This window comes from Gordonia sp. NPDC003424 (assembly GCF_053588655.1).
The window spans coordinates 129,715-156,078 of sequence record NZ_JBSFQJ010000006.1; the positions used below are offsets into that span (position 1 = coordinate 129,715).

23 protein-coding genes are annotated in these 26,364 nt (G+C 68.4%); 15 read left to right on the forward strand and 8 right to left on the reverse strand.

The window, feature by feature from the left end:
- Window positions 1–96: 96 nt before the first annotated feature.
- Genes ACWDTI_RS11260 through ACWDTI_RS11270 form a run of 3 tightly spaced genes read right to left on the reverse strand, consistent with a single transcriptional unit; the run spans window position 97 to window position 5,182 of the window.
- The gene (locus ACWDTI_RS11260; RefSeq protein ID WP_449738154.1) at window positions 97–1,737 is read right to left on the reverse strand and encodes a GMC oxidoreductase; all 1,641 of its coding nucleotides are present in this window, start codon (window positions 1,735–1,737) and stop codon (window positions 97–99) included.
- 45 nt (window positions 1,738–1,782) lie between these two features.
- Window positions 1,783–2,355: a TetR/AcrR family transcriptional regulator gene (locus tag ACWDTI_RS11265; RefSeq protein WP_449738155.1), complete on the reverse strand. Its 573-nt coding sequence runs from the start codon at window positions 2,353–2,355 to the stop codon at window positions 1,783–1,785.
- Between the two features lie 13 nt (window positions 2,356–2,368).
- Window positions 2,369–5,182: an aconitate hydratase gene (locus ACWDTI_RS11270; protein WP_449738156.1), complete on the reverse strand. Its 2,814-nt coding sequence runs from the start codon at window positions 5,180–5,182 to the stop codon at window positions 2,369–2,371.
- A gap of 375 nt (window positions 5,183–5,557) precedes the next feature.
- On the opposite strand from ACWDTI_RS11270, the gene ACWDTI_RS11275 reads away from it, so the two are divergent.
- The 9 genes from ACWDTI_RS11275 to ACWDTI_RS11315 all read left to right on the forward strand — a co-directional run bounded on the left by ACWDTI_RS11275 (window position 5,558) and on the right by ACWDTI_RS11315 (window position 14,421).
- Complete coding sequence (locus ACWDTI_RS11275; RefSeq protein WP_449738157.1) at window positions 5,558–6,208, forward strand: Rv1476 family membrane protein; 651 nt, start codon at window positions 5,558–5,560, stop codon at window positions 6,206–6,208.
- A gap of 234 nt (window positions 6,209–6,442) precedes the next feature.
- On the forward strand, window positions 6,443–8,011 hold the full coding sequence (locus ACWDTI_RS11280) for an NlpC/P60 family protein (RefSeq protein WP_449738158.1): 1,569 nt from the start codon (window positions 6,443–6,445) through the stop codon (window positions 8,009–8,011).
- A gap of 170 nt (window positions 8,012–8,181) precedes the next feature.
- Window positions 8,182–9,423, forward strand: a complete 1,242-nt coding sequence (locus ACWDTI_RS11285; protein ID WP_449738159.1) for an AAA family ATPase — start codon at window positions 8,182–8,184, stop codon at window positions 9,421–9,423.
- Entirely contained in the window at window positions 9,410–10,348 is a 939-nt protein-coding gene (locus ACWDTI_RS11290) for a DUF58 domain-containing protein (protein ID WP_449738160.1), read from the forward strand. The genes ACWDTI_RS11285 and ACWDTI_RS11290 overlap by 14 nt, the downstream gene beginning before the upstream one ends.
- Before the next feature lie 13 nt (window positions 10,349–10,361).
- Window positions 10,362–11,330 carry a VWA domain-containing protein gene (locus tag ACWDTI_RS11295; RefSeq protein WP_449738310.1) on the forward strand — a complete coding sequence of 323 codons (969 nt, stop codon included), beginning with the start codon at window positions 10,362–10,364 and terminating at the stop codon, window positions 11,328–11,330.
- Window positions 11,331–11,383: 53 nt separating this feature from the next.
- Window positions 11,384–12,127, forward strand: a complete 744-nt coding sequence (gene fabG1, locus ACWDTI_RS11300) for a 3-oxoacyl-ACP reductase FabG1 (protein WP_449738161.1) — start codon at window positions 11,384–11,386, stop codon at window positions 12,125–12,127.
- A 14-nt stretch (window positions 12,128–12,141) separates the two neighbouring features.
- A complete protein-coding gene (gene inhA, locus ACWDTI_RS11305; protein WP_449738162.1) occupies window positions 12,142–12,975 on the forward strand; it encodes an NADH-dependent enoyl-ACP reductase InhA in 834 nt (277 codons plus the stop codon).
- A complete protein-coding gene (locus ACWDTI_RS11310; RefSeq protein WP_449738163.1) occupies window positions 12,972–14,069 on the forward strand; it encodes a ferrochelatase in 1,098 nt (365 codons plus the stop codon). The genes inhA and ACWDTI_RS11310 overlap by 4 nt, the downstream gene beginning before the upstream one ends.
- Before the next feature lie 148 nt (window positions 14,070–14,217).
- Entirely contained in the window at window positions 14,218–14,421 is a 204-nt protein-coding gene (locus ACWDTI_RS11315; protein ID WP_449738164.1) for a hypothetical protein, read from the forward strand.
- Window positions 14,422–14,432: 11 nt separating this feature from the next.
- Here ACWDTI_RS11315 and ACWDTI_RS11320 read toward each other — a convergent pair whose 3' ends face one another.
- Window positions 14,433–15,242: a hypothetical protein gene (locus tag ACWDTI_RS11320; RefSeq protein WP_449738165.1), complete on the reverse strand. Its 810-nt coding sequence runs from the start codon at window positions 15,240–15,242 to the stop codon at window positions 14,433–14,435.
- Window positions 15,243–15,354: 112 nt separating this feature from the next.
- On the opposite strand from ACWDTI_RS11320, the gene ACWDTI_RS11325 reads away from it, so the two are divergent.
- Genes ACWDTI_RS11325 through ACWDTI_RS11335 form a run of 3 tightly spaced genes read left to right on the forward strand, consistent with a single transcriptional unit; the run spans window position 15,355 to window position 17,893 of the window.
- Window positions 15,355–16,209, forward strand: coding sequence for a DUF3097 family protein (locus tag ACWDTI_RS11325; RefSeq protein ID WP_449738166.1), 855 nt, complete (start codon window positions 15,355–15,357; stop codon window positions 16,207–16,209).
- A 40-nt stretch (window positions 16,210–16,249) separates the two neighbouring features.
- The gene (locus tag ACWDTI_RS11330) at window positions 16,250–16,678 is read left to right on the forward strand and encodes an NfeD family protein (RefSeq protein WP_449738167.1); all 429 of its coding nucleotides are present in this window, start codon (window positions 16,250–16,252) and stop codon (window positions 16,676–16,678) included.
- Window positions 16,679–16,684: 6 nt separating this feature from the next.
- Window positions 16,685–17,893 carry an SPFH domain-containing protein gene (locus ACWDTI_RS11335; protein ID WP_449738168.1) on the forward strand — a complete coding sequence of 403 codons (1,209 nt, stop codon included), beginning with the start codon at window positions 16,685–16,687 and terminating at the stop codon, window positions 17,891–17,893.
- Between the two features lie 211 nt (window positions 17,894–18,104).
- Here ACWDTI_RS11335 and ACWDTI_RS11340 read toward each other — a convergent pair whose 3' ends face one another.
- From ACWDTI_RS11340 to ACWDTI_RS11350, 3 genes are all read right to left on the reverse strand, one after another.
- Complete coding sequence (locus ACWDTI_RS11340) at window positions 18,105–18,650, reverse strand: hypothetical protein (protein WP_449738169.1); 546 nt, start codon at window positions 18,648–18,650, stop codon at window positions 18,105–18,107.
- Window positions 18,647–19,249, reverse strand: coding sequence for a hypothetical protein (locus ACWDTI_RS11345; RefSeq protein WP_449738170.1), 603 nt, complete (start codon window positions 19,247–19,249; stop codon window positions 18,647–18,649). Before ACWDTI_RS11345 ends, ACWDTI_RS11340 begins: the two co-directional genes overlap by 4 nt.
- 115 nt (window positions 19,250–19,364) lie before the next feature.
- Window positions 19,365–20,069, reverse strand: a complete 705-nt coding sequence (locus ACWDTI_RS11350) for a TVP38/TMEM64 family protein (RefSeq protein WP_449738171.1) — start codon at window positions 20,067–20,069, stop codon at window positions 19,365–19,367.
- 178 nt (window positions 20,070–20,247) lie between these two features.
- On the opposite strand from ACWDTI_RS11350, the gene ACWDTI_RS11355 reads away from it, so the two are divergent.
- Genes ACWDTI_RS11355 through meaB form a run of 3 tightly spaced genes read left to right on the forward strand, consistent with a single transcriptional unit; the run spans window position 20,248 to window position 25,434 of the window.
- Window positions 20,248–22,179 carry a methylmalonyl-CoA mutase family protein gene (locus tag ACWDTI_RS11355; RefSeq protein WP_449738172.1) on the forward strand — a complete coding sequence of 644 codons (1,932 nt, stop codon included), beginning with the start codon at window positions 20,248–20,250 and terminating at the stop codon, window positions 22,177–22,179.
- A 1-nt stretch (window position 22,180) separates the two neighbouring features.
- Window positions 22,181–24,418, forward strand: a complete 2,238-nt coding sequence (gene scpA, locus ACWDTI_RS11360) for a methylmalonyl-CoA mutase (RefSeq protein WP_449738173.1) — start codon at window positions 22,181–22,183, stop codon at window positions 24,416–24,418.
- A complete protein-coding gene (meaB, locus tag ACWDTI_RS11365; RefSeq protein WP_449738174.1) occupies window positions 24,418–25,434 on the forward strand; it encodes a methylmalonyl Co-A mutase-associated GTPase MeaB in 1,017 nt (338 codons plus the stop codon). The genes scpA and meaB overlap by 1 nt, the downstream gene beginning before the upstream one ends.
- Before the next feature lie 73 nt (window positions 25,435–25,507).
- Here meaB and ACWDTI_RS11370 read toward each other — a convergent pair whose 3' ends face one another.
- Window positions 25,508–26,344 carry a DUF5995 family protein gene (locus ACWDTI_RS11370; protein ID WP_449738175.1) on the reverse strand — a complete coding sequence of 279 codons (837 nt, stop codon included), beginning with the start codon at window positions 26,342–26,344 and terminating at the stop codon, window positions 25,508–25,510.
- Between the last annotated feature and the right edge of the window lie 20 nt (window positions 26,345–26,364).

A 26,364-nucleotide genomic window follows, 5' to 3' on the forward strand; every position in this document is an offset into this window, starting at 1 on the left:
ACCGATCACTGAGATGCTATATCGAGCGATAGATCGGCGGTCATCGGACACGTCGAATGCATCGATAGGGAACAGCAATGACTGATCGGCACGAGTTCAGTGCCGTGCCAGGAAACGGTCCATTGTGCGTTCGGCCAGTGCCGTGATGGTGAGCGACGGATTGACCAGCCCCACCGCACCGGGCACGAATGACCCGTCCACGACGTACAGGTCGTCGTACCCACGGACCGCGCCGTCCATCGAGGCGCCCGCGCCCATCACCACACCGCCCAGGCCGTGGTAGCTGCTCGCCGACCCGAATCCGGTGAGGCGCGAGGAGAGCGGAATGCCGTTGACGGAGTTGCCGAAGCGCAACTCCGTGCGTTCGTGGAAATGCTCGATGAAGGCATTCGCCCGGCGATCCAGGGTGCTGACTGCCTCCGGGAACGGATAGGTGAGCACGCCCCGCCGGGTCGCGTGATCGAAGTCGATCGTGCCGCGCTCGTCGCTGTGGACCTGGACGAGGTGCGTGGTGAGCGTGCTGCCCAGCGGACTGGGGAGCGGGGTGGCCTGGTAGACCATCGAGACCGGCCCGCCCGGCAGGTTGTCCTCGTAGATGCGGGCGTAGCCGGGGCCGCCCTGGACGATCCCGTTGTCCTCACGGGGGTTGAGGCGGATCGTGAGGAAGTCGCCGTTGCCGCCGAACCCGTTGCCGATCTGTCCGGACAACTTCGGCAGGGCCCCCAGCGCGCGGGCCCGGACCAGCAACTCGGTCGTGTGGAAGGACCCGGCGGCAAGGAACAGGTGGTCGGCCTCCGCGTGCACCGTGCGAATCGTCCGGCCGCCGTCGTCGAGCACCCTCGCCGTCACCGCGAAACCGCGGCGGCGCGGTCGTTCCCGGATGTCGAACACCTCGTGCATGGGCAGGATCCGCACCCGGCCGGTCCGTTCTGCGGCGGGCAGCACGGTGTGGTCGAGGGATTTCTTCGCGCCGCTGTTCACGCCGTAGGTCAGGTCGCCGATGCTCACCCCCGGTCGGCGGCGGCCGGCGAGTTCGGCGCGGACCAGATCCCAGTCGATCGCGAAGTCGAAGAAGTGCGGTTCGGCGCCGTACCGGGCGATCAGCGGCAGCCAGGACCGCGCACTGGTGTAGTTCGGGTGCGCGAGAATGTCGTTCGGCAACGGGGAGACACCGAGTAGGCGCTTGGCCCGCGGATAGTAGGTCCGGGCGAGTTCGTCGTAGTCGGCGGCGGCGGGGAACACCCGCTCGAAGTCTTGGCGACGTGGCACGGGGGTGAATGAGCCGAACACCAGCGACCCACCGCCCACGCCCGCGCCGTAGACCACCTCGAGCCCGTTGCCCATGATGTGGTCGAGCACGCCCGGATACGGCGGGACCGGAATGGCCGCGGCATAGGTTGTGCCGGCGGGGCTGCCGAACCAGGCGGCCCGTTTGTCGGGAGTGAGGAACGTCGCGAAGGTGTCGCCGTCGGCCCGGATCGGCCACCGGCGGCCGCGTTCGAACACCGTCGTCGTGAACCCGGCCTGCCCGAGCCGCAGCGCCGCGACCGAACCACCGAACCCGCTGCCGATCACGATGGCGGTTCCGGCGGTCGCCGCGGCGGCCGGTCCGGTGTGACGAGAAGCCGCCCATGATGCGGCCGCGAGGCCACCCACACCCACCGCTCCACGAAGGAACGTCCGGCGGGAGACCCCGTCGGGTGCCGCATCGGTCGACGGGACAGACGCCACATCCATGGGTCGAACCTATCGGCCGAAACCTGAAAACGGCCTGAAATGCGGTCAGTCGGCGTGCACGGCCCGCACCGACTCCTCGACGAGGTCGAGCACCGCGTGGAGGTCGTCGGTGGGCTGGCCCGACGCCAGGCGGGTGATGAGGCCGTCGAGCACGAGGTCGAGGTACTTCAGCAGCACATCGGTGGGCACGTCGTCGCGCAGACGGCCGGCCTCGCGGCCCCGCTCGAGCCGACGCAGGGTCGCCTGTTCGACATCGCCCGAATGGGCGAGCCACGCCGCGCGGAACGACGGGTCGGTGCGCAGTTTGCGCGCGATTTCCAGGCGGGTGCCGAGCCAGTCGAAATCCTGTGGGCGCGCGAGCATGTCGCGCATGACCTGGACCAGACCCTGCTCGGCGGCGACGTCGGCCATGCGTGCGGCGTCCTCCTGCGCCAGCGCGAGGAAGAGCGCTTCCTTGTCGCGGTAGTGGTGGAAGATGGCGCCGCGGGACAGTCCGGTGGATTCTTCGATGCGTTTGACCGTCGCCCCGTCGTAGCCGTACTCGGCGAAGCAGTGCCGCGCGCCGTCGAGAATCTCTCGACGACGCGCGGCAAGGCGGTCATCGCTGACCTTGGGCACTACGAGTCCCCGTTCAGCTCTTGATCATGTTCCGCAGCACGTACTGCAGGATGCCTCCGTTGCGGTAGTAGTCGGCCTCACCGGGTGTGTCGATGCGGACCTTGGCGTCGAACTCGACGGCCGAGCCGTCGGCCTTGGTCGCGGTGACGTGCACCGTCTTCGGGGTCTTGCCCGCGTTCAGCTCCTCGATGCCGGTGATGTCGAAGGTCTCGGTGCCGTCGAGACCCAGCGACTTGTGTGACTCGCCCTCGGGGAACTGCAGCGGGATGACGCCCATGCCGATCAGGTTCGAGCGGTGGATGCGCTCGAAGCTCTCGGTGATGACCGCCTTGACGCCCAGCAGCCGGGTGCCCTTGGCGGCCCAGTCACGCGACGATCCGGTGCCGTACTCCTTGCCGCCGAGCACCACCAGCGGCGTGCCGGCCGCGGCGTAGTTCTGCGCGGCATCGTAGATGAACGACTGCGGTGCATCGTCCTTGGTGAAGTCCCGGGTGTAGCCGCCGGTGACGTCCACCAGCTGGTTGGCCAGGCGGATGTTGCCGAAGGTGGACCGGATCATCACCTCGTGGTTGCCACGACGGGCACCCAGCGAGTTGTAGTCCTTACGCGCCACACCGTGCTCGTCGAGGTACTGCGCGGCCGGGGTGCCGGGCTTGATGGTCGACGCGGGAGAGATGTGGTCGGTGGTCACCGAGTCACCCAGCTTGGCCAGCACGCGTGCGCCCTTGATGTCGGCGACTGGCTCCGGCTCGAGCTGCATGCCATCGAAGTACGGAGGCTTGCGGACGTAGGTCGACTCGTCGTCCCACTCGAACGTCTTGCCGTCCGGCGTCGGCAGGTTCTGCCAGCGCTCGTCGCCCTTGAACACGTCGGCGTAGTCGGCGGCGTACTGCTCGGCCGAGATCGACGAGGCGATGGTCGCCTGGATCTCCTCGTTCGACGGCCAGATGTCCTTGAGGAAGACGTCGTTGCCGTCGGAGTCCTGACCGAGCGCGTCGGTCTCGAAGTCGAAGTCCATGGTGCCCGCGATCGCGTAGGCGATGACCAGCGGCGGCGACGCCAGGTAGTTCATCTTCACGTCCGGGTTGATGCGGCCCTCGAAGTTGCGGTTACCCGACAGCACCGCGGTCGCGGTCAGATCGTTGTCGTTGATCGCCTTGGAGATCTCTTCGGGCAGCGGACCGGAGTTGCCGATGCAGGTCGTGCAGCCGTAGCCGACGAGGAAGAAGCCGAGCTTCTCCAGGTACGGCCAGAGTCCGGCCTTGTCGTAGTAGCCGGTGACGACCTGCGATCCCGGGGCCATGGAGGTCTTGACCCACGGCTTGGCGGTCAGGCCCTTCTCGACGGCCTTCTTCGCCAGCAGGCCCGCGCCGAGCATGACCGACGGGTTGGACGTGTTGGTGCAGCTGGTGATCGACGCGATGGTCACGATGCCGTGGTCGAGGATCATGTCGCCGCGCTCGGGCGAGGACACCTTGACCGGCTTGGACGGCCGGCCGTCGGCGCCCCTCGCGGCGTTGTGGGCGGGCTCCTCGTCGGAGAAGGAGAGCTTGGCCGCGTCCGGGCTGATCGACGGGGCGTCGGACGCCGGGAACGACTCTTCGTTGGACTCGTCGACACCGTTCAGGGCCGGGGTGTTGCCCTCTTCGACGTAGTTGTGGATGTCCTTGCGGAAGGCGTTCTTGGCGTCCCAGAGTTCGATGCGGTCCTGCGGGCGCTTCGGGCCGGCGATGGACGGGACGACCGTGGACAGGTCGAGTTCCATGTACTCGGAGTACTGGGCCTCGGCGGCGTCCTTCTCCAGCCACATGCCCTGTTCCTTGGCATACGCCTCGACGAGGTCGAGGGTCTCCCGGCTGCGACCGGTGAGCCGCAGGTAGTTCACGGTCTCCTCGTCGATCGGGAACATCGCGCAGGTGGAGCCGAACTCGGGGCTCATGTTGCCGATGGTGGCGCGGTTGGCCAGCGGCACCTCGGCGACGCCGTTGCCGTAGAACTCGACGAACTTGCCGACCACACCGTGCTTGCGCAGCATGTCGGTGATGGTGAGCACCACGTCGGTGGCGGTCACACCCGGCTTGGCGGCACCGGTCAGCTTGAAGCCGACGACGCGCGGGATGAGCATCGAGACGGGCTGACCGAGCATCGCGGCCTCGGCCTCGATACCGCCGACGCCCCAGCCCAGCACGCCCAGGCCGTTCTCCATGGTGGTGTGCGAGTCGGTGCCGATGCAGGTGTCGGGGTAGGCGACGCCGTCACGGACCATGATCGACCGGGCGAGGTGCTCGATGTTCACCTGGTGGACGATGCCGGTGCCCGGCGGGACGACGCGGAAGTCGTCGAAGGCGCCCTGGCCCCAGCGGAGGAACTTGTAGCGCTCCTCATTGCGCTGATATTCGATCTCGACGTTGCGCTCGAAGGCCTGCGCGTTGCCGAAGGCCTCGATGATGACGGAGTGGTCGATCACCATCTCGGCGGGCGCCAGCGGGTTCACCTTGTCCGGGTCGCCGCCGAGCTCCTTGACGGCGTCACGCATCGTGGCGAGGTCGACGATGCAGGGCACGCCGGTGAAGTCCTGCATGATCACACGGGCCGGGGTGAACTGGATCTCGATGCTCGGTTCGGCGTTCGGATCCCAGTTGGCGATCGCCTCGATGTGTTCCTTGGTGATGTTGGCGCCGTCCTCGGTGCGCAGCAGGTTCTCGGCGAGGACCTTCAGCGCATAGGGGAGTTTCTCGGTGCCCTTGACGGCACTCAGGCGATAGATCTCGTAGGAGTTGTCGCCCACCTCAAGGGTTCCCTGGGCGCCGAACGAATCCTTGCTCACGTCTAATCCACTCTCCTCAGATGCCGGCGGGCCGCGCCGGCTGCTTCTCACTTCCGACGGGCTGCGTCGGCGTTGGCGGCAGCGGGGATTTCTCGCTGCCATCGGCTGTCGGGGCCAGATGGGTCCTCCGGGACCGGTCGTGCGGAGGCCCGGACACACCATCGATGTTAACAGTACGGGCGTACTGTTAACAAGCTCCCGGACCCTCGACACGCGGAGGACGGCGAATCGGGGCTCGGTTGCGGATGACCCACCCATTCTGTCGTACGGTGCATCGGGAGGTTTGGCGAGCCCCAGGGGTCCGTGCGAATTTAATCCTCGCGAAACGTGCTCGGTTTTGCGAGGGGATACCAGGAGCGACGTGAGGATGGCCGGATGACCACGGGTGCGACGACACAGGATGTGCTGGCCCTGCCGCCGCTCGCAACGCCGGCCCCGTCGATCATCCCCGACGACGTCGACATGAGCGCGATCCTCGCCGACCTGCGCGACGACGGGGTGTCCACGTCGACCCCCTCCGACGTCCCGGGCCTTCGCACGGTCGTCGCCGACGCCAAGCACGACGGCTATCAGGTGAGCATCGTCGTGCTCGAACAGCGGCAGCCCAAGTTCACCTACTACCGCGACATCGCCACCCAGCTGCAGTCCGAGGTGGGTGGCACGGTGATGGTGCTCGGACCCGACTCGGTGGGCAGCGCATCGCCGGATTTCAGCCGCGTGGACCAGGAGCAGGCGACCGAGAACCTGACCCTCACCAATCCGCCGCAGGCCGCACAGAAGATGTGGGACCAGATGTCGGGTCCATCGCTCAACTGGACCGTCATCTCGCTCGTGCTCATCATCGTCGTCGTGATCGGGGCGGTCCTCGCGCGCATGCGGCAGGTGCGGGCGCGTGCGGCCGGGCCGCGCACGTCGGGAGCGGACCCCGAGCTGGTCGGGCAGTCGGCAGCCGGACCCGGCGAATCCGCCGCGCCGAGCGACGCGCCGGCGAACGACCCGGACACCCGGTCTCACCCGGAGCACTGAGCACGGCCACCTCATCGGTCGCGCGGTTCGTCCCGACCGCCGAGACCGACGATTTCGGTCCGTCGTGACAAATTCGAGACCTCTCGATCAGGTGGGTCTTTTGACCAGTTCACACCTGTTTCCGCTGGTAATCACGCTGATGTAATTCGTGACGATTGTTTTCCCCTGTGTTCGATGTGACGTACGGTTCTGTAGTCACGTGTGATGCGACAGAGCTCGTGAGCGTCACATGTGATGCATGGTGCCGTGAACGACAAGGGAGTTCTCGTGAGGCGACGGCTAACGGGTGAGGCGCGTGGGAGACCGCGGGTGCGACCGCTCGCGCGCATCTGCGCGCTCGTGATGATCGCCGGCATGGGATCCGCGCTCGGTGTGGGAGGCGCGGACGCGACACCGGTGAAGAAGTCGGGTGCCGCGGCGCTGATCAATCAGATCGCCACCGCGAATCAGAACATCGCCGATCTCGACAACGCCGTCGCGGTCAAGCAGGAGACCGTCAACCGAGCGCTGGTCGACTACCAGAATTCGCTGGCGGCGCAGCATCTGGCGTCGGTGGCGGCCCAGGGAGCCAAGCGTGAGCTGACCTCGGCGACCAGGGCGGTCAATGCCGCCCAGTCGGCGTTCGACAACTTCGCCCGCGACGTCTATCGGCACGGCGGTTCCCAGGGCTCGATGACCGACTACGTGTCGTCGGACAATCCGCAGAGCGTTCTCGACCGCGTCACCGTCGTCGATCGGGTCGGCCAGCAGCAGCGCGACACCATCGACAAGCTGCAGGTCGCGCGGAATCAGCGCGCCAATCGGGTGGCCGCCGTCGAGGCGACCCGGCGACAGGCCGATTTCGCCGCACGCAGCGCGGCGACCCGCAAGGACGACGCGATTTCCGCCTTCGCGGCCGCACGGTCGGCGGTGGCCTCCGAACAGCAGCGGCGCACGCAGCTGATCCGCAAGCGTGACGAGATCCAGTCCTCGCTCGACAAACTGCGCGGCGTCGCGCCGAAGCGGCAGGTCGAAGCACCGTCGATGAACGACCTGCTCTCCAACCTCTTCCCGGGTCAGGCAGGCATTCCGGCCTTGCCGCCGGCCGGTACGACGACCCTCGGACCGGGCACCACCCCGACCGCGGGCGGCGACAATCAGGCGCTGGCCGTGGCAGCCGAGGCGGCCGCCAAGCTCGCCCTCGACGTCGGGCAGAAGATTCTCGCCGGCCTGGTCGGACAGCAGCAGATCCCGCACTCACAGTTGCTCGACGAACTCGGCGTCGGCGGGTCCGACATGACCGGAAGCGGAGCCGACTCGCTGAGCTCGGTGCTGAGCACCGGCAGCCTCGGCTCCCTGTTCGGCAGCTCCGGCGGCGGGATGGTACGTCCCGGTCTGCGCGGCCCGCAGGCCGTGGAGATCGTGGTCAACCGCGCGTTGTCGCAGCTCAACGTGCCCTACGCGTGGGGCGGCGGCGACGCGAACGGGCCGACCCGCGGCATCCGGGACGGTGGCGTGGCCGACAGCTACGGCGACTACAACAAGATCGGCTTCGACTGCTCGGGACTGATGATCTACGCCTTCGCGGGTGTCGGCATCGAACTCCCGCACTACACCGGCTACCAGTACACATCCGGGCCGCAGGTCCCGCTGTCGCAGATCCAGCGCGGCGACATGATCTTCTACGGGGCCAACGCCAGCCAGCACGTGGCGCTGTACCTCGGCGACAACAAGATGGTCGAGGCGCCGCAGTCGGGTTCGGTGGTCAAGGTGTCGCCGCTGCGCACAGACGGTGCCATGCCGAACGTCGTGCGGCTGCTCTGAGCCGTCGTTCGCATTTCCCGGCGCCGGACCCTTCTTGGTCACTTTTCAGGCGACGCGACTACCCTGGCAGCAAAGTTCGCCCCGACATGCCCGGACCTCAGACGCCCGGACATCGAAGACGCCCGGACCCGGCGGTCCGGACGCACTACGTCGATGAACAGGAGTACCGGTTGACCTCTTCGCAACCCCACACCGACAACGCGGAACGAGACGCGGCGGTGGCGCTGTCCGAGGCTGACGTCAAGCTGTTGGAGCGCGCGATCTACGAGGTCAAACGCGTCATCGTCGGACAGGATCAGCTCGTCGAGCGCATCCTGGTCGGGCTCCTCGCCCGTGGCCACATCCTGCTCGAGGGTGTTCCCGGTGTCGCGAAGACGCTCGCGGTGGAGACCTTCGCGACGGTGGTCGGCGGCTCGTTCTCCCGCGTCCAGTTCACTCCCGACCTGGTGCCCACCGACCTCATCGGTACCCGTATCTACCGGCAGGGTCGCGAGGAGTTCGACACCGAACTCGGTCCCGTGGTCGCCAACTTCCTGCTCGCCGACGAGATCAACCGCGCACCCGCCAAGGTGCAGTCGGCGCTGCTCGAGGTGATGGCCGAGCGCCACGTGTCCATCGGCGGCACCACCTACCCGATGCCCGATCCGTTCCTCGTCATGGCGACGCAGAACCCCATCGAGAACGAGGGCGTCTACCCGCTGCCCGAGGCGCAGCGCGACCGATTCCTGTTCAAGGTCCTCGTCGACTACCCGACGGTCGAGGAGGAGCGCGAGATCGTCTACCGGATGGGCAACGTGCCGCCGACGGCGTCGCAGGTGCTCGAACCGGAGACGATGATCCGCCTCCAGAAGATCGCCGCCAACGTGTTCGTCCACCACGCGCTGGTCGACTACGTGGTGCGCGTCATCAACGCCACCCGACGGCCCGCCGAACTCGGCATGACCGACGTCGCGGCCTGGCTGTCCTACGGGGCGTCGCCGCGCGCCACCCTGGGCATCGTCGCCGCCGCGCGCGCCCTGGCCCTCATCCGCGGACGCGACTATGTGATCCCGGCCGACGTCGTCGAGATCGTCCCGGACGTCATGCGTCACCGGCTGGTGCTCTCCTACGACGCCCTGGCCGACGAGGTCGACGCCGACCAGGTGATCACCCGGGTGCTGCAGACCGTCGGTCTGCCGCAGGTCGGTGCGCAGCCGGTGATGCCCGCCGCCTATCCGAACGGGGCGCAACCGCCGGCCGCCAACCAGCCGCCGAATCAGCAAGCACCACAACAGCATTCGCCGAACAATGGGCAGCCGCAGCCGGCGCATCCGCAGGCTGGGCAGCCCAACGGTATGCCGGTGAACCAGGCGCCGAACCAGACGCCGGTCAACCAGGCGCCCGCGAACCAGCCACGGTATGCCGGCCAATAGCGATCTGCCGTCGCTGGGCGCCGGCCTGCTGTCCGAGCCGCAGCTGACCGCGGCGCTGAAGACCCTGGAGCTGTCCGTCCGCCGCAAGCTCGACGGTGTGCTGCAGGGGGAGCACCTGGGGCTGATCCCGGGGCCGGGCTCGGAGCCCGGAGAGGCACGGGCGTACCAGCCCGGCGACGACATCCGCCGGATGGAGTGGTCGGTCACCGCGCGCACCACCCAACCCCACGTCCGGCAGATGATCGCCGACCGTGAGCTGGAGACCTGGCTGGTCGTCGACGCCTCGGCGAGTCTCGACTTCGGCACGGTGAACTGCACCAAGCGCGATCTCGCGGTGGCCGCCGCCGCCGCGCTGGTGCACCTGACCTCCGGCGGCGGCAACCGCCACGGTGCCGTCATCGTCACCGGCGACAACCTCGTCCGGGTACCGGCGCGGGCCGGCCGCGCACACGCGCAGAACCTCCTCAAGGCCATCGCGACCACCACCCGGGCGTCAAGCGGGGTGCGGGGTGATCTGCACGCCGGGATCGAGGCGCTGCGTCGCCCGCAGCGCCGTCGCGGCCTCGCGGTCATCATCAGCGACTTCCTCGGCCCCGTCGACTGGGAACGCTCGCTGCGGGCGATCGGTGCCCATCACGAGCTGCTCGCGGTGGAGGTCCTCGACCCGCGTGATCTCGATCTGCCCGACATCGGCGAGGTCACCCTCGCCGACGCGGAGTCCGGCGAGATCCGGGAGATCACCGTGACGCCCGCGATCCGTCGGGACTTCGCCGCCGCCGCCCGGGCACATCAGCAGAAGGTGCACCGCACCATCCGCAGCTGCGGCGGTCCGGTGCTGTCCCTGTCCACCGACCGCGACTGGATCACCGACACGGTGAAGTTCGTGGCCCGGCGTCGACGCGGCCTGGCCGCCGGAGTCGGGTGAGCCGAGGGTGTCGATTCTCGCGAGCCCATGGTGGCTCCTGCTGTTCGTTGTCGTCATCGGCCTGGGCGTCGCCTACTGGTATGTCCAGCGGATGCGCCGCAAGCGTGCGCTGCGCTTCGCCAACCTCGACCTGCTGAACCGGGTCGCGCCGGACAAGCCCAATCGCTGGCGGCATGTGCCCATCGCGGTGTTGCTGGTGTCGCTGGCGCTGCTCACCGTCGCCATGGCCGGCCCGCAGGCCGACCGCAAGGTGCCCCGCAACAAGGCGACGGTGATCCTGGTGATCGACGTGTCGCGGTCGATGAACGCGACCGATGTCGCGCCGTCGCGGATCAAGGCGGCCCAGGCCGCCGCCAAGAAGTTCGCCGACGAACTCACCGACGGCATCAACCTCGGCCTCATCTCGTTCGCCGGCACGGCGGCCACGCTGGTGTCGCCGACCCCCGACCACAACGCCACCAAAGCGGCGATCGACAAACTCCGGCTCGACGACAAGACCGCGACCGGCGAGGGGATCTTCGCCGCGATCCAGCAGATCCAGACCCTCAACGCCGTGCTCGGCGGCACCAACGTGGCCCCGCCGGCCCGCATCGTGCTGCTGTCCGACGGTAAGGAAACCGTGCCCGACGACCCGGACGATCCGCGCGGCGCGTTCACCGCGGCCCGCAAGGCCAAGGAGGAGAAGATCCCCATCTCGACGATCTCCTTCGGCACCATGAGCGGCACCGTCGACCTCGAGGGCGATCAGGTGCCGGTGCCCGTCGACGACGATTCGCTGCGCAAGATCGCGAACCTGTCGGGTGGGCAGTTCTTCACCGCCGCCAGCCTCGACGAACTCAACAAGGTCTACGAGACGCTGCAACAACAGATCGGCTACGAGAAGCGCCGCGGAGACAATTCCCGGCCCTGGCTGATCGCCGGCACCTTGCTGGCGCTGGTCTCGGCGTTCGCGGCCTTGGCGATCAACCGCCGCCTCCCGTGAACCGCCTGCCCTGACCACGATCCCGTTCTCGGCAACCGATAGGGTTTTCCCACATGGCAGAAAGCAACCCCGAAGACAACGCTGTTGGACAGGTTTCTCGATCCGTCCTGGTGACCGGCGGTAACCGCGGCATCGGTCTGGCCGTCGCGAGGCGCCTGGCCGCCGACGGACACAAGGTCGCCGTCACCCACCGCGGTTCCGGTGCCCCCGAAGGGCTGTTCGGGGTGCAGTGCGACGTCACCGACAACGCGTCGGTCGAGCGCGCCTTCGACGAGGTCGCCGAACATCAGGGCCCGGTCGAGGTGCTCGTGGCCAATGCCGGCATCACCGACAACATGCTGCTCATGCGCCTCTCCGAGGATTCCTTCGAGAAGGTCGTCGACGCCAACCTGACCGGCGCCTTCCGCTGCGCCAAGCGCGCCACCAAGGGCATGCAGCGCGCCAAGTGGGGCCGGATGATCTTCCTCGGGTCGGTAGTCGCGATGTCCGGTGTCCCCGGGCAGGCCAACTACGCGGCGTCCAAGGCCGGCATCATCGGCCTCGCGCGGTCCATCGCGCGGGAGTTGGGGTCCCGCAACATCACCGCGAACGTCGTCGCACCCGGTTTCATCGACACCGACATGACCGCGGAGATGGAAGACAAGTACATCGAGATGGCCAAGCAGGCCATCCCGCTCGGCCACACCGGCAAGCCGGAGGACGTCGCCGCCGCCATCAGCTTCCTCGCCTCCGATCAGGCCGGCTACATCACCGGCGCGGTGATTCCGGTCGACGGCGGCATGGGCATGGGTAACTGACAGGAGCACATGTAATGACTGGCATTCTCGACGGCAAGACCGTCCTCGTCACCGGCATCATCACCGACGCCTCGATCGCGTTCTCCACCGCCAAGGTCGCCCAGGAGCAGGGCGCGACGGTGATCATCACCGGCATCCCGGAACGGCTGCGACTCATCGACCGCATCGCCAAGCGCCTACCGCAGGAGGTGCCGGCGGCGATCCCGCTCGACGTCACCGACGAGGAGAGCCTCGGCGCACTGGCGGACAAGGTCCGCGAACTCGCGCCGCAGGGCGTCGACGGTGTGGTGCACTCGATCGCGTTCGCGCCGAAGACCCTGATGGGCCCCGACGCGGTGCCGTTCCTCGACGGCCCGGGCCCCGACGTGTCCAAGGCATTTGAGATCTCCGCGTGGAGCTACGCCTCCCTGGCCCGGGCCGTGCTGCCGGTGATGAATGAGCGTGGCTCCATCGTCGGCATGGACTTCGACCCGCGCACCGCCATGCCCGAATACAACTGGATGGGCGTGGCCAAGGCGGCGCTGGAATCGGTCAACCGTTACGTGGCGCGCGAGGTCGGCTACGCCAAGCGGATCCGCTCCAACCTGGTCGCCGCCGGACCGATCAAAACCCTTGCCGCGAAAGCGATCTCGGGCACGGCGACCGACGACGCCAAGAAGCTGAACATGCTCAACGAGTACTGGGACGGCGCGTCGCCGATCGGTTGGGACGTCAACAACCCGGAGGTCGTCGGCACCAGCGTGTGCGCCCTGCTCTCGGACTTCCTGCCCGGCACCACCGGCTCGATCGTGTACGTCGACGGTGGTGCGAGCCACAACACGTGGTTCCCCGAGAACATGTTGGGATGACCCTCACCGGCGAGCAGTTCGACGCGGTACTCGTCCTCTCCTTCGGTGGGCCCGACAAGCCCGACGACGTGCGCCCGTTCCTGGAGAACGTGACGCGCGGTCGGGGAGTGCCGCCCGAACGGCTCGACGAGGTCGCCGAGCACTACCTCCATTTCGGTGGCGTCTCGCCGATCAACCGGCTCAATCTCGAACTGATCGACGGTCTGCGGGCGGTGCTCGCCGAGCGCGGTATCGACCTGCCGGTGTTCTTCGGCAACCGCAACTGGCATCCGATGGTGGAGGACACCGTCGAACAGATGTATCGCGCCGGCCATCGCCGGGTGCTGGTGTTCCCCACCTCGGCGTGGGGCGGCTACTCGGGCTGCCGGCAGTACCACGAGGACATCGGGCGGGCCCTGACCGCCGTGGCCACGCGGGTGCCCGAGATCGCCGACGAGCCGATGATGCTGCGCAAGCTGCCGCACTTCTGGCACGAGCCGCTCTTCGTCCGGATGTGCGCCGACGCGGTGAACCGTGCACGAAAGATGCTGCCGGACACCGCAACACCGCCACGACTGGTGTTCACCGCGCACTCGATCCCGCTGGCCGCCGATCACACCGGCGGACCGCCCGGCCAGGGCGGCGACCTTTACAGTCGGCAGGTGTGGGCGGCGTCGGCCGCCGTCTCCGCGGCGGCCGGATGCGGCGACGACTTCGACCAGGTCTGGCAGTCCCGGTCGGGCCCGCCGCAGGTCCCGTGGCGGGAACCGGACATCTGCGATCACCTGGAAAAACTGGCGGCACAAGGTGTTCGGCAGGTGATCGTGGCGCCGGTCGGATTCGTGTCCGACCATCTCGAGGTGGTGTGGGACCTCGACAACGAGGCGCGGGACAAGGCCGCCGAACTCGGGATGGACTTCGTGCGTGCCGACACCGCGGGCGCCGATGCCCGGTTCGCCGAGCTGGTCGTCGATCTCGTCGAGCGCTATCGGGACGGTGACATCCCGCTCGGCGAGTTCGCCATCGACCCCCCGCTCGGCTGCGCCGACAACGGATCTCCGTGCCGCCCACGGTGTTGTGAACCGGCCCGGCGTCCGGTCACCTCGCGACCCTGATCTGTTGTCCGATTTGTCCAGTGCGACTGGGTGATCCGCGACCGATGACTCGGCCGAAGTCCCTGCGGCCGGGTTCCGTGACTGACATCATGGCCAGTGGTCGTGGCGACGATGACCGCGACCGGTGGACCGCAGACAGGAGACAGCGATGTCGCTGGCCGACAAGTTCGACAAGTCGTATGAAGACAAATCGATCGATGAGCTCGCGAATGCACCGGTCGCATCCCTGCAGGGAGTGACCGACGCCGACGCCGACCTGCTGGCGCAGGCCTTCAACATCAAGACGGTCAAAGATCTCGGCACCAACAAGTACTTCCTCTGGGCCCAGGCGGTGGCGAAGCTGGCCGAGTGACCGAAGGGTCGTCAGCGATCGACGGGCAGTAGCTCCACGATCACCGTGTTGACGGCGGCCGCCCGCGCGCCGCGGGCGAGTGCGGCCAGTCGTCGTAGCCGGCCGTCCGCATGGTCGAGATGCGGTGCGGCGACCCCGAACGTCGGTGCGTGCGCGCCGCTGAGCGTGACGATCGCCTCGACCTGTGCGGCCGAGTCGATGACCCGCGTGGCGCGCATGTCGTCGTGGGGCGGGAGCACCACCTGGTTGCGCCGGGTGAGCTGCGCGAGCGCCGACCGCAACTCGGTCGGGTTCACCCGTGCGCCGGTCGACCCGAGCCCGCCGATGATCGAGGCGGTGTCCCGGATCGCTTCGCGTAGTTCGTATTCGACCTCGCCCAGCGGCGTGGGCTGGCGCCATGCAACGGCACACGCGTAGCGGTGGACGGTCCACCGGCAGACGCCGTCGACGGTTCGGGTGGGCACCAGGGCGAGCGGGAACGCGCTCGACTCGTGCAGGAGCAGGGTCTCGCCGGCGTCGAGCGCGGCGGCGGTCGCGGCATCGGGCGGAAGGCCTTGGGGATCACCGGCAGTCGGAAGCCGGACCTCGAAGGTCGTCGCGCGTCGCAGCAGCGTCAACAGATTCAGCCGGGTGTCCACGCCGCGCAGTTCGCCCAGGAGGCCTGTCGCGTCGAAGATCTCGTGGTCGTCGGCGAACTCGGTCAAGGTGTCGGTCACGTCGTCGGGTGCGCACCGGCCGGCCCGCCACGCCGCGGCCCACGAGCCCAGTGCGCAGCCCGGCCACGCGGGCGGGCCGGACACGATGAGGCCGGTGCTGGTCATGGGTGTGCCGTGCTGGTCATAGGGTTTTCAGGATAGGCCAGCCGATCGGATCGCACCGAACCCGGCGTGGCTCACCGGGGATCGGGCGGCACACACCGTACGGTGGGCACCCGTGACCGACGAACTATCTCGACACGCTCGATACGGCGGCTACGGGCGTGACGTGCTGGCGAGCCCGCGCCGTGCCAAGCCGCGAGCCCCGGAGGTGGCCGCCGAGCGCGACCTCGTCGTGGAGGACGCGGCCTCCGGCTTCTGTGGCGCGATAGTGGGGCTCGAGAAGAGCTATTCGGGTGACCTCGTCCGGCTCGAGGACCGGCGCGGCGCCACCCGGGTTTTCCTGATGCATCCCGCCGCCTTCCTGATCGACGGCAAACCGGTCACGCTGGTGCGGCCCAAGGGCCGTGGTCCGCAGGCGCGCACCACCACCGCATCCGGATCGCGAGTCGCCGCGCAGGCCCGTGCCCGTACCGCCAGGGCCAGCCGCATATTCGTGGAGGGCGTGCACGATGCGACGCTGGTCGAGCGTGTCTGGGGTGACGACCTGCGCGCGGAGGGCATCGTCGTGGAGAGCCTCGACGGTCTCGACAACCTCGACGCGGCGCTCGCCGCGTTCGAACCGGCCGCCAACCGGCACGCCGGCATCCTGGTGGACCATCTGGTCGCTGGTTCCAAGGAGATGCGGCTGACCGAACGCGTCGGTGAGCACGTCCTGGTGTGCGGCCACCCGTACATCGACATCTGGCAGGCGGTGAAACCGGCGTCGGTACGGATTCCGGCCTGGCCGACGATTCCCCGCGGCACCGACTGGAAGACCGGGATCTGCCGCGAATTGCATTGGGGGACACCGCAAGATGGGTGGCGACGGGTGTTGGCGGGGGTCCGGGACTTCCGCGATCTGGAGACGGACCTGTTGCGGTCGGTGGAAGAACTGATCGATTTCGTGACGGCGGCCGACTCCGACCGCTGAGCGGCCGCTGCGTGTCCGTGTGTTCTGGCACACTGGTCTCATGACCGCATTGTTGTGGCTGGCGGTGGCGATCGTCCTGGTGGGCGCGGAGATGTTCATCGGGGATCTCGTATTGCTCATGCTGGGTGGCGGTGCGCTGGCCGCGGCCGCGACCGACGCGATCTTCGAGCCACCGCTGTGGGTGGACGGTGTCGTGTTCGCCGTCGTGTCGGTGCTGCTGTTGGCCACCGTGCGGCCGGTTGCCAAGCGACATATGCAGTCTCGACCCCGGTTGTTGACCAATGCGGAGGCCCTCGAGGGCCGGCACGCGTTGGTCACCGAACGGGTCGATCAGCATGACGGCCGCGTGAAGATCGGTGGCGACGTCTGGTCGGCCCGGACGGTGACGCCGGGTGAGGTGATCGAGCCCGGCACCGAGGTGACTGTCGTGCAGATCGACGGCGCCACCGCCATCGTCTGGAAAGGGTAGGGGAACATGGAGTATTCGTATCTCGCGCTGATTGTCCTGGTGCTGCTGGTGCTGCTCGTCGTGACGGTGCTGGTCAAGTCCGTCGCGCTGATCCCGCAGGCCGAGGCGGCGGTGATCGAGCGTCTGGGTCGGTACACGCGCACGGTCTCGGGACAGTTGACGTTGCTGGTGCCGTTCATCGACCGCGTGCGCGCGCGTGTCGACATCCGTGAGCGGGTGGTGTCCTTCCCGCCGCAACCGGTGATCACCGAGGACAACCTGACGCTCTCGATCGACACCGTCGTCTACTTCCAGGTGACCAATCCGCAGGCGGCGGTCTACGAGATCGACAACTACATCGCCGGTGTGGAGCAGCTGACCATCACCACGCTGCGCAACGTGGTCGGTGGCATGACCCTCGAGGAGACACTGACCTCGCGCGACTCCATCAACAGCCAACTGCGCGGGGTCCTCGACGAGGCCACCGGACGCTGGGGGCTGCGGGTCTCGCGGGTGGAGCTGAAGTCGATCATGCCGCCGCCGTCGATCCAGGAGTCGATGGAGAAGCAGATGAAGGCCGACCGTGAGAAGCGGGCGACCATCCTCGCGGCCGAGGGTCAACGAGAGTCGGCCATCAAGACCGCCGAGGGAAACAAGCAGAGCCAGATCCTCGCGGCCGAGGGTGCCAAGCAGGCTGCCATCCTGTCGGCCGAGGCCGAGCGGCAATCCCGCATCCTGCGTGCCCAGGGTGACCGGGCGGCCGCGTACCTGAAGGCGCAGGGCGAGGCCAAGGCCATCGAGAAGACGTTCGCGGCCATCAAGGGCAGCCGGCCGACACCGGAGGTGCTGGCCTACCAGTACCTGCAGCAGATCCCGGAGATGGCGAAGGGGCAGGCCTCCAAAGTCTGGGTGGTGCCAACCGATTTCGGGTCGGCGCTGCAGGGGTTCGCGAAATCCTTTGGGGTCCAGGGTGCCGACGGTGTCTTCCGATACGAGCCGGCGCACGACGACGGGCCCGCCGAGGTCGACGAGTCCGAGACCGAGGACTGGTTCTCGCTGTCGTCGGACCCCAAGGTGGCCCAGGCCGTTGCCGAGGCCGAGGCGGTGGCCCGCAAGCCGGTGGAACCCGACCCCAGGGTCGGCGCCGGCCGGGAGTTGCCCTACGACGCGGCACCTGCGCTGGCGCAGCCGAATCCGGCGGAGCCGGTGTGGGCGCCGCCGGAAGCAGGTCGCTGACCGACTCGAGGACTCGCCTCGCCTCTCGGGCTCTGTGTCACAGCCCTTTTCGCTGGTCGAGATCAACGGTGAACGAGATCTCGATGCGGACCCTCGCAAGCTCGGGGCCTTACTCGATCAGCGGGGTGTGGCGACTCTGCGGATCAGGCTCCGAGCGAGGCGCCGCATCGAGATCGACTGTCCCGGAGCCGATTCGAGGGATGCGTACAACTCAGTGCAGGATGAGATACCCGACGCCGGACATCCCGGCCGCCCAGAGCACCGACGCGAAGGTGCCCATGATGTACTGCTCGCTGGCGTGCGGAGCCCTGAGCTCGGGGTAACGGGCGAGGCTCTTGACCGCGAGGATCACCGCGAGTCCCTCGGGCCATCCGGACAGCAGGGTGGCGGCCACCGCCGCGCGCTCGAGGTAGCCGATCACCCGCCCGCCGCGCAGCGGGCCGTCGTATGGGGTCGGGGACTGTCGGATGACCCCGCCCGCCCGTAGGACCAGTCGGACGACGAAACCACCACCGATCACCGCGGCCGCCGCGGCGCCGCACGCGGCCACGACACGTCCCGCACCCGTGGCCGGTCCGCCGGCGACCGCCAGCAGCGCAGCGACACCGGACAGGATGATCATCGCGGCCACCGTCCCGGCATCGAGGATCGTGCCCGCCCGCGAATGGGGTTCGGTCCCCACGAGGCGCCGCATGGCCGTCGGTACCACCGGCACAAGTGCGGTGGCGACGAGAAACGCGATCGCGGCGCCGATCATGCGACGCCGTCCGAGGTGCCGGCATCGGCGAGCCGGAACAGGTCGGTCAACAGCGCGTAGGCGTCGTCCTCGATATCCCAGCGCGCACTCCGTAAACGCTGCGACATCGCCTGGGGACTGATCCCGAGGCGGGCGGCCGCCTCGGACTGGGTGATCCCCGACCGCATCAGCGCGACCGCCTCGGACCCTGCTTCGCTGCGTGCCGCGACGGTGTCGGCGAGGAGGCGTGCGGCCGTTTGTGCGTGCGTGCACCACGGGCTCTCGTCCCCGCGCACCACCAGCGGGATGCGCTGTGATTTCGCGGACTCCACCGCGGCGCGCGCGTACTCGAAGGCCGGACCGCGACCGGCGCGGGTGGACGCCGGCAACGGTTGTTCGACGTCGCCGACGCCGACGCCGACACTCCAGTGGCCGTCGGTGGTCAGGTCGATGCACAGTCGGGCGACGGCCGCCGGATCGTCGGCGACGGCCTGCACCTCGTCTCCGGCGGTGCGCTCGAAGCCGCGCACGACCGGGACCCCGGAGATCGCGTCGAGCAGCGCGTCCACGCGGTCCACGTCGTCACGGCTGCCCCGCTGGTCGACGGTCATCACGAACACTCTGCCCCCTGACTCGTTCCGGCATCCCGAGTCAAGCCTACTTACTTGATTCACAAGTATCAAGGAAAAAAGATTGATAAGTCGATATCTAGTCCAAGGACTTGATTTTGGGAGATCAGGGCAGGGGTCTTGATGTGGGTGTGCTCACGACCGGCAATCGCGCATCGAGCAGCAACCCGATCACACCCACCGCGAACAGTGCCGCACTCAGGAGCAGCAGCAGGGGATTGCGCTCTCCGGTCAACGCGTCGCCGAGGAACACCACCGCAGCGGTTCCCGGCGCCATCCCCACAACGCTCGCGACGGCGTACGGGATCGTCCGAACCGACGACAGCCCCGAGCAGTAGTTGGCCACCGAGAAGGGGCAGGCGGCGATCAGTCGTAACGACCCCACCGCGAGCCAGCCCCGGCGTTCCAGGCGGTAGTCGATGGCCCGGGCCACCGGCTTCTTCAGGTATGGGCGCACCCGCTCACGCCCGAGGGTCCGCGCCAGCCAGAACGCGGCCACGGCCGCAATCGACGACGCGATCATCGCCCCGGTGAAGCCCACCACCGGACCGAACAGGACACCGGACATCACGGTGAACGCCGAGCGGGGGATGGGCCCGATCGTGATCACCGCGTAGGCGGCGAAGAACGCCCAGGCGAACCACGGGCCGAGCGACTCACCCCAGACGCGGACATTCGTCACCGACGGGAACGGCACCAGATAGGAACAGGTCAAGATCACCGCGACGACCGCGCAGAACGCCAGCGCACGCCGCAGGACCCGGGGATCCACGCGACGTCGCGTCGACGGCGGCAGGGTCTCCACGGGCACCCGGCTACTCTACCCGTGGTTCTACCTGCTGAAATCCATGCGAGCCAGGGGTGACACCTCTCACAACACCGACCGCAATGTGAGTCCCGAGCGATCGTTCGGCTACTGTCCAAAGACAGGAACTCTCGGCTCGCACGGCCCGCACCCGGGTCGGGTATCACGGAGGTGCGACACGCTCATGCCGCAGACCACACAACCCGGTTCCGGATCGGGGCGGTCGCTCGACGAGGCCTACGCGGCCTGGTCCGACGCCGCCGGCGCGGTGCTGGCCAAGGCCCGGCGGGTCACCGCCGAAGAACTCCCGGACACCCCCGAGGCATTGCTCTCGACCGAGACGCTCGACGGCCTCACCGTCCGACCCCTCTACACCCGCCGCGACGAGACCGCCGAACCCGGTCTGCCGGGAGCCTTCCCGTTCGTCCGCGGAGCCGATGCGCATCGTGACGTCACCATGGGGTGGCGGGTCACCGAGCGCTTCGGCGACGACGACACCGCGCCCGCCGACACCAACGAGGCGATCCTCTCGGCGCTTGAGAACGGGGCGAGCGGGCTGTGGTTGCGCATCGGCGCGGGCATCGGCGTCGACGACCTGGCCGCCGTGCTCGAGAGCGTCTACCTCGACCTCATCCCGGTGACGCTGGACGCCGGTGCCGACGGCATCGCGGCCGCGCGCGCACTGCTCGCGGCCCGCGCCGCCGCCGACGCCTCGCCGCGCGCCGCCACACCGACCGCGGCGACGCTGACCTCGTTCGGTTTCTCGCCGCTGACCGCGGCCTTCGCCGACCAACCCACCGTCGACGCGGCCGACGCCACCGCGCTGGCCCTCGATCTGCCGGTCGGCGTGCGGGCGTTCCGGGTCGACGGAACCCACTTCGCCTCCGCCGGCGCCGACAACGCCCTGGAGCTCGGACTGGTCACCGCGGCCGCCGTGGCGCATCTGCGCGACCTCACCGCCGCCGGGCTGTCGACGCCGGCGGCGTTGCAGCAGATCACCTTTGCGCTCGCCGCCGACGACGACCAGTTCGGCACCATCGCCAAGTACCGGGCGCTGCGTACCATCTGGGCGCGTGTCGCCGAGGTCCTCGGGACCCCCGAGGCCGGGGCCGCGGTCACCCACGGCGTCACCGACCTCGGCATGGCCAGTCAGCGTGATCCGTGGGTCAACATGTTGCGCACCACCATTGCCGCGTTCGGCGCCGGCGTCGGTGGGGCCGATCAGGTGACCGTGCTCGGCTTCGACGCCGCGATACCCGCCGATCGCCGGACATCGAGCGCGGCCTTCTCGCGGCGCATCGCACGGAACACCCAGTTGCTGCTGCTCGAGGAGTCCAACATCGGTCGTGTCCTGGACCCGGCCGGTGGGTCGTGGTTCGTCGAGTCGCTGACCGACGACCTGGCCGCCGCCGGGTGGGCGCTCTTCACCGAGATCGAGGCCGCCGGCGGCTACCGCTCGGCACTCGACACCGGATGGATCGCCGATCGCGTCTCCGCAGCCCTGGCCCGCCGCGACGATTCGGTCGCCCATCGCCGCACCGCGGTCACCGGCGTCAACGAGTTCCCGAACCTCGAGGAGAAGCCCCTCGGGGCCGGCACCGCGAATGCCACGGATCTGCCGCTCGGGGGACCGAAACTGGTCCGCGTCGGCCGTGCCTACGAGGAGCTGCGGGACCGCTCGGATGCGATCCTGGCCGCCGACGGACAGCGTCCGCGGGTGTTGCTGCTCCCGCTCGGCTCCGTCGCCGAGCACAACGGCCGCACCACCTTTATCGCGAATCTGCTTGCTGCGGGCGGTATCTCGTCGATCAACCCCGGCCCGCTGACGGCCGATGCGATCGCCGCCGCGGTCGCAGATGCCGGCAGCCCGATCGCGGTGATCTGCGGGACCAAGGCGCGGTATGCCGCCGACGGTCCGGACGCGCTCGCCGCGGCACGCGCCGCCGGCCTCGACCGCGTGCTGCTGGCCGGACCCGACAAGGAATGGCCGGACGGCTCGACGGACAAACCCGACGGCTCGCTGCGTGTCGGTATCGACGCGGTGAGCACCCTGCGTGACCTTCTCGATCGGCTGGCCCCGGCATCCGCCGGCGCCGCACCATCGGCGGGAGTGTGAAATGACCCAGACCGAACCCACCCAGACCGGCTCGATCCCGAGCTTCGCCGACGTCGACCTGGCCTCGGCCGCGCCGCCGGTGCCGTCGGCCACGTCGGCCGACGCGTCCGACGACAGCGTGTGGAACACCCCGGAACAGATCGACGTCCGGCCGGTGTACACCCGCGCCGACCGCGACGCGATCGCCACCGGCGGTGAGCATCCCTATCCGCTGGACTCCATCCCCGGCGAGGCGCCGTTCATCCGCGGGCCGTACCCGACGATGTACGTCAACCAGCCGTGGACCATCCGGCAGTACGCCGGCTTCTCCACCGCGGCCGAATCCAACGCCTTCTACCGACGCAACCTCGCGGCCGGGCAGAAGGGTCTGTCGGTGGCCTTCGACCTCGCCACCCACCGCGGCTACGACTCGGATCACCCGCGCGTCGCCGGTGACGTCGGCATGGCCGGTGTCGCGATCGATTCGATCCTCGACATGCGCCAGCTCTTCGACGGCATCGACCTCGGCAACGTGTCGGTGTCGATGACGATGAACGGTGCGGTGCTGCCGATCCTGGCGCTGTATGTCGTTGCGGCGGAAGAGCAGGGCGTGCCGCCGGAGAAGTTGGCCGGGACCATCCAGAACGACATCCTCAAAGAGTTCATGGTCCGCAACACCTACATCTATCCGCCGAAGCCGTCGATGCGGATCATCTCCGACATCTTCTCCTACACCAGCCAGAAGATGCCGCGGTTCAACTCCATCTCGATCTCCGGCTATCACATCCAAGAAGCCGGGGCCACGGCCGATCTCGAGCTCGCCTACACGCTGGCCGACGGCGTCGAGTACATCCGCGCGGGTCTCGAGGCGGGCCTGGACATCGACAAGTTCGCGCCACGCCTCTCGTTCTTCTGGGGCATCGGCATGAACTTCTTCATGGAGGTGGCCAAGCTGCGTGCGGCGCGGCTGCTGTGGAGCGAGCTCGTCGCGCAGTTCGATCCGAAGAACGCGAAATCGCTGTCGCTGCGCACACATTCGCAGACGTCGGGCTGGTCGTTGACCGCGCAGGACGTGTTCAACAACGTCGCGCGCACCTGCGTGGAGGCGATGGCCGCCACCCAGGGGCACACCCAGTCGCTGCACACCAACGCGCTCGACGAGGCCATCGCGCTGCCCACCGACTTCTCCGCGCGGATCGCCCGCAACACCCAGCTGCTGCTGCAGCAGGAATCGAGCACCACCCGGCCGATCGATCCGTGGGCCGGCTCCAACTACGTGGAGTGGCTGACCTACCAGCTCGCCGAGAAGGCGCGCGGGCACATCGCCGAGGTCGAAGCGGCCGGTGGCATGACGCAGGCGATCAACGAGGGCCTGCCCAAGCTGCGCATCGAAGAGGCCGCCGCACGCACCCAGGCACGCATCGACTCCGGGCAGCAACCGCTGATCGGTGTCAACAAGTACCAGGTCGCCGACGACGAGGAGATCGAGGTCCTCAAGGTCGACAACTCCAAGGTGCGCGCCGAACAGCTCGACAAGCTGAAAAGGCTTCGCGCCGAGCGTGATCCGGCCGCCGTCGAGAAGGCTCTCGAAGACCTCACCCGGGCCGCCGGCAGCGGCGAGGGCGGCATGGACAACAACCTCATGGCGTTGGCCATCGAGGCCGCCCGGCATCAGGCCACCGTCGGTGAGATCTCGGATGCGCTGGAAAAGGTCTATGGTCGCCATCAGGCGGAGATCAAGACCATCAGCGGGGTGTACCGACATGAGGCGGGCGACGTGAGCAATGTCGACGCGGCGACGCAGATCGTCCGGCAGTTCGCCGAGGCCGAGGGGCGGCGTCCCCGTGTCCTGGTCGCGAAGATGGGTCAGGACGGCCACGACCGCGGACAGAAGGTGATCGCCACCGCGTTCGCCGACCTCGGCTTCGACGTCGACGTGGGCCCGCTGTTCGCCACGCCGGAGGAGGTCGCCGCGCAGGCCGCGGACAACGACGTGCACGTCGTCGGCGTCTCCTCCCTCGCCGCGGGTCACCTCACCCTGGTGCCCGCGCTGCGCAAGGCCCTCGAGGAGGTCGGCCGGCCGGACATCATGATCGTCGTCGGCGGCGTCATCCCGCCGGGTGACTTCGCCGAACTCTACGACGCCGGCGCGTCGGCGATCTTCCCGCCGGGCACCGTGATCGCCGATTCGGCGGTGGAGCTGGTGGGCAAGCTGGCCGACAACCTGGGGCTGGAGCTGGCCGGGGTTGCCGGCGAGTGATGGCCGAACAATCACGGCCCACCCCGGTGGCGCGTCGGCGTGTCGACGTCGACGCCCTCGAGGAGGGCGTGCTGGGTGGTCGGCGGGCGGATCTCGCCCGGGCCATCACCCTGGTCGAATCCACCCGACCCGACCATCGGCAGGCCGCCCAGGAACTGTTGTTGCGCCTGACTCCCAAGGCGGGCAACTCGTTTCGGGTCGGCATCACCGGTGTGCCCGGGGTGGGGAAGTCGACCACCATCGAAGCCCTCGGCATGCACCTCATCGAGCTGGGACACCGGGTGGCCGTGCTCGCGGTGGATCCGTCGTCGACGCGGACCGGCGGCTCCATCCTGGGCGACAAGACCCGCATGGCCCGGTTGTCCGGTGAGGCAAACGGTTACGTTCGACCGTCACCGACGTCCGGCACCCTGGGTGGGGTGACCAAGGCGACGCGGGAGACCATCGTGCTGGTGGAGGCCGCCGGCTACGACGTGGTGCTGGTGGAAACGGTGGGTGTCGGCCAGTCCGAGGTGGCCGTCGCCAACATGGTCGACACCTTCAGCTTCCTCACCCTGGCCCGCACCGGGGATTCGTTGCAGGGCATCAAGAAGGGTGTGCTGGAGCTCGCCGACGTCGTGGTGGTCAACAAGGCCGACGGCAAACACCTCAACGAGGCGAAAGCCGCTGCGCGCGAACTGAAGAACGCGCTGAAGCTGATCTACCCGCACGACGCGCTGTGGGTGCCACCCGTGCTGACCATGAGCGCGTTGGAGAACACCGGTGTCGACGAATACTGGGATGCGGTGTGCCACCACAAGAAGGTGCTCGAGCGTGCGGGCCAGTTCGAGGCGCGACGCACCCGGCAGCAGATCGACTGGACCTGGGCGATGGTGCAGGACACCGTGTTGTCCAGGCTGGCATCGAGCACCTCGGTGAAGGCGATCCGCCACGACGTCGAGGCTCAGGTCGCCTCCGGCGACCTGACGCCGGCCCTTGCCGCACAACGGATTGTCGAGGCGTTCGACGCGCGGTGACTCCCTCCTGCGATGACGACAAGCCACAGCGGGGGGCGACGAGTTCTCGGGCCCGGATCGTGGCCGCGGCGCGTCAGGGTTCGGGCGACACCGGCGCGGGCGTCGCGGCGATCGCGTCGAGCACCGTGATGTTGTGGGCGACGTCGCGGCTCTCGCGTGCGGCGATCGCCTCCACGGCGACGTCGAGCGCGAAGCCGGGTGGGTCGTAGATCAGCGCCGACTGATGGGCCACCTGCAGGTCGCGTGCAAGGATGACGGGTTGGCGAGCGAAGCCCGGTGTGAAGGCGAGGAGCGTCGCGAAACGCCAGGCGCTGTCCCGGAACGCGGTGACGGCCTCGCTGATGACGAAGATCTGATTCTGTTGCAGGACTTGATAGATCTCGGCGAGTGCGGGGGAGAGTTCGTTGATCTCGGCGACCACGCCGCCGACCTGGCCGGCGAGGACCGCGTTGATCGCGTCGAAGTCGCGTTGCATCCGCGGCAGCCCGCTGCGGCCGGCCACCTCGACCGCCGCGATGCCGAGATCCAGACCGATGTGGCTGTTGATGCCCGAGAGCATGTGCTGCACCAGGATCGGATCGGGGTCGGCCGCATGTGTGAACGTCGTCCGCCAGGATCGGGTCGGCGACCCGTATCGGTCGGGATGAAACCACCTGTTGACCGCATCGAGGTAGCGGGCGGCGAACGCGACGTCGAGGCGCTCCATGCGGGGGCCGTCGTCGAAGACTCCATCGGCGATGGCCTTTTTCACCGCGAGTGTGATCCGCTTGTACATGGCGGCGAAGTAGCCGAGGCGGCTCGGTGCGTCGTGAGCCCATGCGATGATCCCGTCGAGAGCCGTCACCACGTCGTCGATCGTGGTGACGGCCGGGATCGGGGCGGGTCCCGAAGGACCCGTCGGGCTGGACATGGCACCGAGTATCGGTCGCC

Excerpts from the sequence above, each read along its gene's own strand:
- ACWDTI_RS11335 (WP_449738168.1), top strand. The coding sequence starts at position 16,685 with ATGGAGTATTCGTATCTCGCGCTGATTGTCCTGGTGCTGCTGGTGCTG.
- ACWDTI_RS11355 (WP_449738172.1), top strand. The coding sequence starts at position 20,248 with ATGCCGCAGACCACACAACCCGGTTCCGGATCGGGGCGGTCGCTCGAC.
- meaB (WP_449738174.1), top strand. The coding sequence starts at position 24,418 with ATGGCCGAACAATCACGGCCCACCCCGGTGGCGCGTCGGCGTGTCGAC.
- ACWDTI_RS11370 (WP_449738175.1), bottom strand. The coding sequence starts at position 26,344 with ATGTCCAGCCCGACGGGTCCTTCGGGACCCGCCCCGATCCCGGCCGTC.
- ACWDTI_RS11320 (WP_449738165.1), bottom strand. The coding sequence starts at position 15,242 with ATGACCAGCACCGGCCTCATCGTGTCCGGCCCGCCCGCGTGGCCGGGC.
- ACWDTI_RS11280 (WP_449738158.1), top strand. The coding sequence starts at position 6,443 with ATGCATGGTGCCGTGAACGACAAGGGAGTTCTCGTGAGGCGACGGCTA.
- ACWDTI_RS11340 (WP_449738169.1), bottom strand. The coding sequence starts at position 18,650 with ATGATCGGCGCCGCGATCGCGTTTCTCGTCGCCACCGCACTTGTGCCG.
- ACWDTI_RS11275 (WP_449738157.1), top strand. The coding sequence starts at position 5,558 with ATGACCACGGGTGCGACGACACAGGATGTGCTGGCCCTGCCGCCGCTC.
- scpA (WP_449738173.1), top strand. The coding sequence starts at position 22,181 with ATGACCCAGACCGAACCCACCCAGACCGGCTCGATCCCGAGCTTCGCC.
- fabG1 (WP_449738161.1), top strand. The coding sequence starts at position 11,384 with ATGGCAGAAAGCAACCCCGAAGACAACGCTGTTGGACAGGTTTCTCGA.
- ACWDTI_RS11315 (WP_449738164.1), top strand. The coding sequence starts at position 14,218 with ATGTCGCTGGCCGACAAGTTCGACAAGTCGTATGAAGACAAATCGATC.
- ACWDTI_RS11310 (WP_449738163.1), top strand. The coding sequence starts at position 12,972 with ATGACCCTCACCGGCGAGCAGTTCGACGCGGTACTCGTCCTCTCCTTC.
- ACWDTI_RS11290 (WP_449738160.1), top strand. The coding sequence starts at position 9,410 with ATGCCGGCCAATAGCGATCTGCCGTCGCTGGGCGCCGGCCTGCTGTCC.
- ACWDTI_RS11330 (WP_449738167.1), top strand. The coding sequence starts at position 16,250 with ATGACCGCATTGTTGTGGCTGGCGGTGGCGATCGTCCTGGTGGGCGCG.
- ACWDTI_RS11260 (WP_449738154.1), bottom strand. The coding sequence starts at position 1,737 with ATGGATGTGGCGTCTGTCCCGTCGACCGATGCGGCACCCGACGGGGTC.
- inhA (WP_449738162.1), top strand. The coding sequence starts at position 12,142 with ATGACTGGCATTCTCGACGGCAAGACCGTCCTCGTCACCGGCATCATC.